Raw genomic sequence first — 9,972 nt, forward strand, 5'->3', positions numbered from 1 at the left:
AGCAGCATGCCATGCGCGTGATCGGCGACTGGATCAGGTTCTACAACAGCCGTCGCCCGCACCAGGCATTGGGAATGAAGACGCCGGACGAGGCGTTCAAATTAGCAGCGTAACCTGAGCAGAAACCGCTGGGTCATTACAGGAAAGCGATCAGCTAGCCGCGGTTTTCCCGACTATTCCAATTGGCGCTGGGGCGCGCTGGGAGGTATCTGGCACATCGATGCTCGAAGGGCACCAACTTGCGACTACTGCGAAGTACACGGCAGTTACGATAACCCCCACTCGTGCGTCTATCGAATCCGAGTTCTCCATGAGTGGCCAAGTTAGGGCAGACGACGCTCCCCTTGTCCTCAACATGGAAGGCGGAGGCAAAGGAACGATCGCATGGGAAGCGGGGCGCTACTTGCCGCCTGGATCTTCGGCGACCATGTTTCTCAGAATGGTCGAGATGGAGGGTGCACAGCGGGATAAGCCGGGGAAAACGGCTTGCGTGCTTATTGCCATGGAAACCAAGTAGAGCGGCTAGGCGGCAGGCGATCGACGTCTGAGCGGAACAACAGGCGCGTCGCTCCTTAGCGCCTCCAAGTAGTTGGCCCAGGCCTGCATCATCTTGCGACGTTCGGCGAGATACTGCGCCCGGTTGTACACGGCGCGGACTTTGTTCTGCTCAACGTGCGCGAGTTGGCGCTCGATGACGTCGGGCGACCAACCCAGTTCGTTCAGTCGCGTTGATGCCATTGCACGGAATCCGTGGGCGGTCATCGTGTCGCCGTCGAATCCAAGGCGGCGCAGAGCAGCGTTGATGGTGTTCGCGCTCATTGGGCGCTTAGGCGAGCGAAGGCTTGGGAATACATATCGAAAGGATCCGGTGAGCTTGCGCAGGTCGCGGAGTAGAGCGACTGCCTGCTTGGGCAACGGGACTATGTGCGCCTCACGCATCTTCATCTTGTCAGGCGGTATGCGCCATTCGGCTGCGTCTAGATCCAACTCCTCCCACTCCATCGCCCGGAGATTCCCTGGTCGCACGAACAGCATGGGGGAGAGTCTGAGAGCGACGGCCGTCATGGGTTGGCCTTCATAGCCATCGATTGCTCGTAGAAGTGCCGCCACTTCTTTGGGATCGGTAACAGCGGCATGCGAGGTCGTGACCACTGGTGCGAGTGCGCCTTTAAGGTCAGGTGTGGGATCGCGCTCTGCACGCCCCGTAACGATGGCGTAGCGGAAAACTTGGCCAATGCGTGAGCGCGCGCGATGGGCGGTCTCGTGGTGGCCCCTCGATTCGATGCGCCGAAGAACGGCTAGCACCTCCGGGGGCGTGATATCGGTCATTGGCCGTGCGTCGAGCGACGAAACTAAGCCCAGCACCCATTCCGCTTTGGCCAGCGTGATGGCTGCGAGCTTATGGCGCTGACGGTCCATCCATTCGGACTTGATCGCGCCGAACGTATCGGCTCCCTGCGTGCGCTGTTTCACGCGCTCCGTGCGTCGAATAGCAGAAGGGTCCGCACCGCCTTGGAGCGTTGTACGCGCGATGTCGCGGGCTCTCCTGGCAGCCGCGAGCGATATCTCGGGGAACACGCCGAGCGCTAGCCGTTTCTCCTTGCCGGCGAATCGAAATTTCCAACGCCAGTACTTCGCGCCAGAGGGCGTGACTTCGAGATGTAGACCACCGGAGTCAAACAAGCGATACGTTTTCGCCGCCGGCTTCGCGTTGGTAACGCTGGGGACGGAAAAAGGGGCATGGGGGCATTTAGGGGGCATCAGCCACGGCGGCTGGGTTGGTGCCCCCAATGATGCCCCCAACGAGGCGCGGACGTAAGCGGATATCATCGGACCTTGTCGGACGACGACGTGGCTTGAATTTCCGAGCTTTTCGAAGCGTCGTGGACGTTGCTGGACGACGCTGAATGCTACTTTGGTGCCGAAGGTGGGACTCGAACCCACACGCTTTTAAGGGCGGCGGATTTTGAGTCCGCTGCGTCTACCGATTCCGCCACTTCGGCACGGACCGCGCGAACGGATCGCGCGGGGCCGCGCAGTATACGCCAAAGGCGTCATTGCGTGGCGTCGAGGGCGAGCTGGCACTCGTCGCAGCGGTACCAGCCGGAGCCGGTGGGGTAGAACTTGAGGCAGTTCTCGAGCGAGCGGCGGTAGATGTGCAGTGAGACCGCGTTGGCGTCGTCGCTCGGGTTGAGGATCGTGTGGTATTCGTGCGGAGGGATCAGGCTGCCGGCGGAGCCGGCGCCCGCGTTCATCGTGCCACGCGGCTCGAAGCGGTAGCGGCCCTCGCGCGATTCGACCAGTTCGTACGGCGTGATCTCGAGGAAGCCCTGCCAGACGCCCTCGACGCACCACTGCCCCGCGTGATCGTGGATCGGCGTGCCCTGGCCTGGTCCCCAGGTCATCGCGACGACGCTGTAGCCGTGCTCCTCGCTCCGATAGAGCTCGCGTCGGGCGTAGTGGTCGTCCTCGCGCTCGAACACGCACGCGGGGAGCTGCACGTTCGGGTCGCGGATGAGCTTGCACAGCGCATGGCGCAGCGCGTCGGTGGTCGCGGTCTCGTCGGGCAGCACGACGGCGGCGTCGATCGCGGCAATCAGCTGGCGGGCGCCGGGGAACTCGAGCGAAAGCATGGTGGGTACCCGGGAGACGGGGCGTCGGAACGGTGCGCGGATTCTAGCAGGCTGTCGATCGGCGCGGTCCCGCGCGGCGCCCGCGCGCGTCAGCAAGGCCGCGCAGGTGCGCGACCGGAACGGCGCGGCGCACCAAGGCGGGCTCCCGGCTGCGTTGGCCTCGCGACGCGGCGCCCGCGGTCAGCGCAAGGTGATGATGTGGACCGGCATGTCGCCGGTGGCCAAGGTGGCGCCGGTAGTGTTGCACGCACGGATCTTCACCATGCCCGCGCTCGGTGAATTCAGCGCGACGATGATCATGCCCTGCGGCATCGTCGCGCCGGCCTGTATCGCGAAGAACGGGATGTCGCCGGCTTGCACGCCGGGCACGCTGACGTTGTAGTCATTGCAGTCGTGCGCGCTGACCGTGACTGCGATGGCGCCATTGGAGTAGCCGCCCGCGATCTTGCCGCGCGTGACGCTGTCGTTCGCGAGCTGCGCCGTGCCGACCGCGCCGTTCGCCAGCTCGCTCGATCCGACCGCGCCACTGGCGATCTCGCTCGATCCGACGGCGTCGCTGGCGATCTCGCTCGAGCCCACCGCGCCGCTGGCGATCTCGCTCGATCCGACCGCGTCCGTCGCGATCTTGAAGGCGGTGACTGCGTTGTCGGCGATCTTTGCGTTGGTCACGGAGCCGCCCGCCAGCTCGGTACTGCCGACGGCGCCAGCAGCGATCGAGGGGTCCGGATACGTGCCGGTGAGATCACCGCCGGCAGGGCCTGTGGTGCCACTCAGCGTGAACTGCGCGACCGGCGTGGTCGCGATCGGTTGGCGCGGCAGCATCGGTACGCCGTCCACCGATACCTGCAGGTACAGCTGTGTGCCGCTGAATGCGCCCGGAAAAGCGAGCGAGAGGCTGAAGAGGCCGTCGTCGACGGGGAAGTCCGCTTCATCGATCGCGGTGCCGACCTGATTGCCGCCATTCTCCGCGTCGTAGAGCGCGAAACTCAGGTCGAAGGTGCCGTTGGCCGGGGCGCCGTTCTGCTGCAGCCGGCCCTGGTAGACGAAGTCCGGCAATTGCGGCTCGGCGAATGCGGTCGTGCCCGCGAGCGCGAGCGCGGTGAGCAGCGCCTCGGATGCCTGTCGAACGCGCGCGCGCAGGCGCGCCGGGTAGAGCATCGATCGGTTCATTGGCAGGCCTCGAAGCCGTTGTCGAAGAGGGAATCGCGCTGCACGCTGCCCGGGCCGGCCCAATAACCGGCATGCAGCGAGAAGGCGGCGCCGCTGGAGACGCCGGCCGCGGGCTCGCCGATGCTGCCTTCGAGGACGCGGCAGCGGCCCGGTGAGCGGCTGGTGCCGCCGCCGCCGGCGATCGCATACGCGACGATCTGTGCCGTGGCGATACCGCAGCCGAGCAGGCCGAGGAGGGCGGCGCTCGCGAGGTGGCGGCGCCGGAATGGCAGGCGGGTAGCAGGTGGACGGCGTGAGCGCATGGCGTGTTCCGGCAGCCGGTCGGTGGCGCCGCGCATTTCGCCGGCACCGGAACACGCCCACGCAAATGAGCAACCGAAAGGGCCACGCGAACCGGCGCGTGCGGAACGTCGCCCCAAGTCGCGCGAATGCGGCAGCGGTCAGCGGTCGAGGAAGCCCGCGATGGCCGCGCCGAAGCGCGCGATGTCGACGAGGAACGCGTCGTGCCCTTGCGGGCTGTCGAGCGCGACGAATTCGACGTCGGTGCCGCCGGCGCGCAGGCCGTCGGCGATCTGTTCCTGCTGCGACAGCGGGAACAGGATGTCGGTCTCGACGCCGATCACCAGCGCGCGCTCCACATTGAGGCGTTTCAGCACGGATTCGACGCTGCCGGGGCCGGGCGCCGCCGCGTGTTCGGCGAGATCGAACCAGTCGCTCGCGCGCGAGAGATAGAGATAGCTGTTCGGATCGAACCCGCGCACGAACCGCCGTGCATGGCCGGCAAGGTAGGACTCGACCTGGAATTCGAAGCCGAACGGGTCGTCGTCGCGCTGGTCCGCGTCGAGCCGGATGCGCGCGAAGCGCCCGACCCATTCCATCGCCGAACGATAGGTGATCACGCCGAGCTTGCGCGCGATCGACATGCCCGCTTCGGGGTAGTGGTCGTCGTCGTAGCGACCCTGGTTCCAGTTCGGGTCGAGGCGGATTGCCTCGCGCTGCAGCGAGCGGATCGCGATCGCGAACGGCTGCGCCTGCGGCGCGGTCGAGATGCTGATGTGCCGGCGTGCGCTGCCCGGGTGCTGCGCGAGGTAGGCGAGCGCGGTCATGCCGCCCATCGAGTTGCCGATCAGGCAGTCGAGGCGTTCGATGCCGAGGCCTCGCACGAGTTCGTACGCCGCGTTGGCGGCGTCCTCGAGCGTGAGCTCGGGGAAATCGAGGCGATACAACTCGCCGGTCGCCGGGTTCAGGTCGGCGGGGCCGGTCGAACCCTTGCAGCTGCCGAGCGTGTTCACGCAGATCACGAACCAGCGGTCCGTGTCGATGTGCTTGCCCGGGCCGATCATGTCCTCCCACCAGCCGGGCGACGGGTCCTGCGCATTCGACGCCGCGTGCGCGCTCGGCGACAGGCCGGTGAGGATCAGCAGCGCGTTGTCGCGCGCGGGCGAGAGCGTGCCCCAGGTTTCGTAGGCGAGGCGTGCGCCGGCGATCTCGCCGCCGCGCTTCATGCGGAACGGCGAGGGCAGGGCGAACCACTGGCGGGCGTCGGACATGCCTGGAAAACAATACGGAGCGGACGCGCAATGTAGCGGCGGGGGCCGCGTCCGCCAAGTCGGGCGCCGCTCAGATTACGGCCGCTAGCATCGCCACAGCCCTGCCAACCGAGCGAGGACCGATGCCGACCCGCCACCGCACCGTGCTTGCATCGACCGTAGCCGCGCGCCGCGCGTACGTGCCGCATGGACGGGTTTGAACCTCGCCCGGAGCGGCCGGTGCGGCCGCGCCGCGCCCGCATCGTGCGCGTGCTGCTGGTCGCGTCGGCGATCGCCGTGTTGCTGCCGCTCGCGCTGCTCGCATTCATCACGATGTTCGATTGGAACCGTGCGAAGCCGTGGCTCGCCACGCGGGCGAGCGAGGCGCTCGGTCGCGCGGTCGCGATCGACGGTGATTTGGACCTTTCCTGGAAATGGCGGCGTGGCGACGGCGATGAGGCGGCCTGGTCCCCGGGCTTGCGCCTGCGTGCATCCGGCGTGCGCGTCGCCAATGCGGACTGGGCGCGCGCGCCATCTGCCGCGTCCTTCGAGCGCCTCGAGGTGGACGTACGCGCCCTGCCGCTGCTCTGGCATCGCATCGACCTGCCGACGGTCCGGGTCGCAGGGCCATCTATCGACATCGAACGCCGCGCCGACGGCAGCGACAACTGGAGTTTCGAATCCGGCGGCAGCGGCCCGCACGCGTGGAGCGTCGAACTCGGTGACGTCGTGTTCGACGCCGGCGAAGTCGAGCTGCGCGATGCGCAGCGCAAGCTCGACGTGCATGCGACGATCGAGCCGCTCGCCGCGCCGATCGCATTCGGCGAGCGCGTCGAAGGCGACGACCCGAGCACTCGGCGCGAGGTGATCCAGCGCGTCGGCCGGACGGCGGCGCAGCGCCTGCGCGACGCCGCGGCCGAGCGCGAGCAGCGGCGCGCCGAGCGCGGGCGCGCGGTCAAGCCCCCGCCGTATCGCTTCGGCTTCACCGCGAAGGGCACGCTCGCCGGCATGGATCTCACGGCGAAGGGACGCCTGGGCGGCGCGCTCGCGCTGCGCGGGCCCGAGCCGTTCCCCTTGCGCGCCGACATCGATGTCGGTTCCACCGCGATCGCGCTGACCGGCACGATCACCCATCCCGCGAGCCCCGACGCGATCGGCATGCGCCGGTGGATCAGCGGGCAGAACCACGCGCAGCACTACGACAGCCTCGGCATCGCCCTGCCGAACTCGCCGCCGTACGTGACGGTCGGCCGGCTCGCCGGCCGTTTCAGTCCGAATCGCAGCGCGCTGCGCTACGAGGATTTCGCCGCGCGCGTCGGCGGCAGCGACCTCGCCGGCACGCTGACCTACCGCTCGGGCGAACCACGTCCGACCCTGCACGGCGCGGTCGATTCGACCCTGCTGCGCCTGCGCGACCTTGGCGCCGTCGTCGGCGCCGGCAGCGCGGAGGATCGTGCCGCCCGCGGTGATCGCACGAAGCAGCCGGCCGGGCGCGTGCTGCCGGCCGAACCGTTCGAGGTCGAGCACTGGCGCGCCGCCGACGCCGACGTGCACTTCACGGGCAAGCGCGTGATCCGCAACGAGGAGCAACCGATCAGCGATGTCGACACGCGGATCCGCATGGAGAACGGCGTGCTCACGCTCGAGCCGTTGCGCTTCGGCATGGCAGGCGGCCGTGTCGATGGCCGCGTGCGCGTCGATTCCGGTCCGCGTCCGGCGAAGGGCAGCGTGAAACTCGCCGCGCGCAAGCTCGCGCTCGCGCGCCTGTTCGAGGCGAACGACGGCCTGTCGAAGAGCCTCGGGCTGGTCAACGGTGACATCGAACTCGCCGGCGCCGGCGACTCCGTCGCCGCGATCCTCGGCAGCGCCGACGGGTCGCTACGGCTCGTGATGACCGACGGCCAGGTGAGCGAGTCGACGATCGAGAAGGCCGGGCTCAACGTGCTCAATACGTTCTTCGCGAAACTGCGCGGCGATCCGCTCGTGCGCATCGATTGCGCGGCAGCGGTATTCAACGTCAGGCACGGACGCGCGGTCGCGGACCTGTTCGTGTTCGACACCGAGAACGCGCGCATCGACATCGAAGGCTCGCTCGATCTCGGCCGGGAAAGAGTCGACCTCGTGCTGCGGCCGCGCGCGAGCGGGCTGCGCATGCTCACCCTGCGCTCGCCGCTGCGCGTCGCGGGCACGTTCGAGCACGTCGACGTCGAGGTCGAGAAGAAGCAACTGCTGCTGCGCGTGGGTGCGGCGATCGGGCTCGGCGTCGCCGCCGCGCCCGCCGCCGCGGTGGTGCCCCTGGTAGCCCCGGGCAGCGAGGAGGAGAAGCAGTGTGCGCCGCTGCTGGCCGAGGTGGGGAGGAAGGGAACGAAGGCCCCCGCGAAGCATTGAGCGCCCGCCGACCTTGACGCCTGCGCGCCGTGCTCGGTTAGGATGGCCGAGGGGAGGGACACCGGCCCGGTGTCCGACGGACACGCGCGCGTGCCGAGCATCTATCAGCTGAAACCGGCGTTCCAGGGATTGCTGCGTCCACTCGTGCGAGCGCTCGCAGGTTTCGGCGTCAGCGCGAACCAAGTGACCGTGTTCGCCGTGGTCCTGTGCGGGGCGGTGGGTGCCGCCGTCGCGCTCATCGGCGATCCGCGCATCCTGCTGCTGCTTCCGATCGCCTTGTTCGTGCGCATGGCGCTCAACGCGATCGACGGCATGCTCGCGCGCGAGCACGCGCAGCAGTCGAAGCTCGGCGCGATCCTCAACGAACTCGGCGATGTCGCGGGCGACGCGGCGATGTACCTGCCGCTCGCGTTGCGGACCGGCTTCCCGGTCGCGGCGATCGTCGTGTTCGTGCTGCTCGGCGTCGTCGTCGAGATGACCGGCGTGGTCGGCGTCCAGATCGGCGCGAGCCGCCGTTACGACGGCTTCGGTAAGAGCGATCGCGCGTTCGTGGTCGGCGCGATCGGCCTGGTCTACGGATCCGGAGGGGTGCCACGCGCGTGGCTCGCCTGGCCGTTCTGGATCGCTGCCGCGCTCAGTGCGTGTGCCGTCGTTGCGCGTGCGCGCCGCGCGCTCGCCGAAATCCGCGCGAAAGGAGATGCCGCGTGAGCCTCGAATCGCTGCACCTGTGGATCCCGCCGAGCGTGCTGTGGACGTTCGGCGCGATCGTCGCCTTGCTCGTCGTCGCGACGATCATCGTCGCGTTCATGCGTCGCGGCGACGCGGGCAAGCACGTCGAGCTCGCCGCGCGGGTGAATTCGTGGTGGGTGCTCGTCGGCGTGTTCGCGGTCGCGTTGCTGTTCCGCCGCGGCATCGCGATCGGCTTCTTCGCGCTGCTCTCATTCCTCGCGCTCAAGGAATACCTGTCGCTGATCCCGACGCGGCGCGCCGACCGGCGCGTGCTGTTCTGGGCCTATCTCTGCGTACCGATCCAGTACTGGTGGGTGTGGCAGCAGTGGTACCACATGTTCCTCATCTTCATCCCGGTGTGGGCGTTCCTGTTCATCGCGATGCGCATGGTGCTGCGCGGCGAGACGAGGGACTTCCTGCGCGCGGCGGGCACGATCCACTGGGGCCTCATGACGATGGTGTTCGGCCTCAGCCATCTCGCGTACCTGCTCGTGTTGCCCGATGGCAAGCCGTCGGCCGTCGCGCACGGCGCCGCGTTGCTGCTGTTCGTCGTGCTGCTCACCGAACTCAACGACGTGCTGCAGTACATCTGGGGCCGCACGCTCGGCCGCCGCAAGGTGATCGAGTCGGTGAGTCCGAAGAAAACTGTCGAGGGCCTCGTCGGCGGGGCGCTCACGACGACGCTCGTCGCATTCCTGCTCGCGCCGGTGCTTACGCCGCTCACGCGCGCCGATTCGATCGCGGTCGGCCTCATGATCGGTTTCGGCGGCTTCCTCGGTGACGTGACGATCTCCGCGGTCAAGCGCGACATCGGAGTCAAGGACACCGGCACGATGATCCCCGGCCACGGCGGCATCCTCGACCGCATCGACAGCCTCTTGTTCACCGCGCCGCTGTTCTTCCACTTCATGGCGTACTTCTATTTCTGATGTGCCTGCCGCAACGCCGACCGAAACGTGCGTTCGTCCCGCGAAAGCGGCTCGCAACGGCCACCCATTTCGGGGTCGCTGGCACGGCAAAGCAGAAGATTGGAACACGAAGCACACCGGGCTCACGAAGGAAGCAGAAGGAGGAAATGCTTTCCTCGGTGTGCTCGGTGTGCTTCGTGTTTCAGGCTTTCGCTTGCCGTCCACGTTGCCGCACCCCCGCGGCGGGACTCGCGCTGTGCGCTCGACCCGCCCTACGCGGTCGACCCGCCATGTAGGGCGGTACGCGCGAAGCGCGTGCCGCCGTCCTGGCATTTCGCACGCTGGCGCCCGGCCTGGTTTCGCGGGAACGGCGGCCGCACAAGGCGGCATGCATGCGCCGCGACAATGTGATCAGCCGACCGACAAGTGGTGATCACTACGCCGGTTTGCCACGATCGGCGAGTCAGGATGGCGAGGTGCGCCGAATAGGCATGATCGGCGGGTAGTGCCGAAAAGGCGTGATCGGCTCGCCGATTTGCCATGATCGGCGAGCTAGGCCGCAACGTGATCACGCGACAGAAGTGGTTCACGTCCGCAGTTCGTTGATCCTTTGAG

The 9,972-nt window shown here is 67.7% G+C and carries 10 protein-coding genes and 1 tRNA gene; 4 read left to right on the forward strand and 7 right to left on the reverse strand.

Annotated elements, in window-relative coordinates; translation table 11 throughout:
- The first annotated feature begins 11 nt into the window (after positions 1-11).
- Positions 12-113 carry an integrase core domain-containing protein gene (locus tag ACTHK2_RS16890; protein WP_440246915.1) on the forward strand — a complete coding sequence of 34 codons (102 nt, stop codon included), beginning with the start codon at positions 12-14 and terminating at the stop codon, positions 111-113.
- A gap of 409 nt (positions 114-522) precedes the next feature.
- Here ACTHK2_RS16890 and ACTHK2_RS16895 read toward each other — a convergent pair whose 3' ends face one another.
- From ACTHK2_RS16895 to metX, 6 genes are all read right to left on the reverse strand, one after another.
- Complete coding sequence (locus tag ACTHK2_RS16895; RefSeq protein WP_440246906.1) at positions 523-1,683, reverse strand: tyrosine-type recombinase/integrase; 1,161 nt, start codon at positions 1,681-1,683, stop codon at positions 523-525.
- 233 nt (positions 1,684-1,916) lie between these two features.
- Positions 1,917-2,003, reverse strand: a tRNA-Leu gene (locus tag ACTHK2_RS16900).
- A 51-nt stretch (positions 2,004-2,054) separates the two neighbouring features.
- A complete protein-coding gene (locus tag ACTHK2_RS16905) occupies positions 2,055-2,633 on the reverse strand; it encodes a cysteine dioxygenase (RefSeq protein WP_440246907.1) in 579 nt (192 codons plus the stop codon).
- Positions 2,634-2,813: 180 nt separating this feature from the next.
- The gene (locus tag ACTHK2_RS16910) at positions 2,814-3,803 is read right to left on the reverse strand and encodes a hypothetical protein (RefSeq protein ID WP_440246908.1); all 990 of its coding nucleotides are present in this window, start codon (positions 3,801-3,803) and stop codon (positions 2,814-2,816) included.
- Positions 3,800-4,141, reverse strand: coding sequence for a hypothetical protein (locus ACTHK2_RS16915; RefSeq protein WP_440246909.1), 342 nt, complete (start codon positions 4,139-4,141; stop codon positions 3,800-3,802). The genes ACTHK2_RS16910 and ACTHK2_RS16915 overlap by 4 nt, the downstream gene beginning before the upstream one ends.
- Positions 4,142-4,243: 102 nt before the next feature.
- Positions 4,244-5,353: a homoserine O-acetyltransferase MetX gene (metX, locus tag ACTHK2_RS16920; protein WP_440246910.1), complete on the reverse strand. Its 1,110-nt coding sequence runs from the start codon at positions 5,351-5,353 to the stop codon at positions 4,244-4,246.
- 219 nt (positions 5,354-5,572) lie between these two features.
- Between metX and ACTHK2_RS16925 the strand changes: the two genes are divergently transcribed.
- The 3 genes from ACTHK2_RS16925 to ACTHK2_RS16935 all read left to right on the forward strand — a co-directional run bounded on the left by ACTHK2_RS16925 (position 5,573) and on the right by ACTHK2_RS16935 (position 9,378).
- Positions 5,573-7,720: an AsmA family protein gene (locus ACTHK2_RS16925; protein WP_440246911.1), complete on the forward strand. Its 2,148-nt coding sequence runs from the start codon at positions 5,573-5,575 to the stop codon at positions 7,718-7,720.
- A 90-nt stretch (positions 7,721-7,810) separates the two neighbouring features.
- Positions 7,811-8,428 carry a CDP-alcohol phosphatidyltransferase family protein gene (locus tag ACTHK2_RS16930; protein WP_440246912.1) on the forward strand — a complete coding sequence of 206 codons (618 nt, stop codon included), beginning with the start codon at positions 7,811-7,813 and terminating at the stop codon, positions 8,426-8,428.
- Positions 8,425-9,378 carry a phosphatidate cytidylyltransferase gene (locus ACTHK2_RS16935; protein ID WP_440246913.1) on the forward strand — a complete coding sequence of 318 codons (954 nt, stop codon included), beginning with the start codon at positions 8,425-8,427 and terminating at the stop codon, positions 9,376-9,378. The genes ACTHK2_RS16930 and ACTHK2_RS16935 overlap by 4 nt, the downstream gene beginning before the upstream one ends.
- A 251-nt stretch (positions 9,379-9,629) precedes the next feature.
- Here the strand turns inward: ACTHK2_RS16935 and ACTHK2_RS16940 are convergent.
- On the reverse strand, positions 9,630-9,972 hold a 343-nt coding region (locus ACTHK2_RS16940; protein WP_440246914.1), incomplete at its 5' end, for a hypothetical protein.

It is taken from the genome of Dokdonella sp. (assembly GCF_051958935.1).
In the GTDB taxonomy this organism is placed as follows: Bacteria; Pseudomonadota; Gammaproteobacteria; order Xanthomonadales; family Rhodanobacteraceae; genus Dokdonella_A.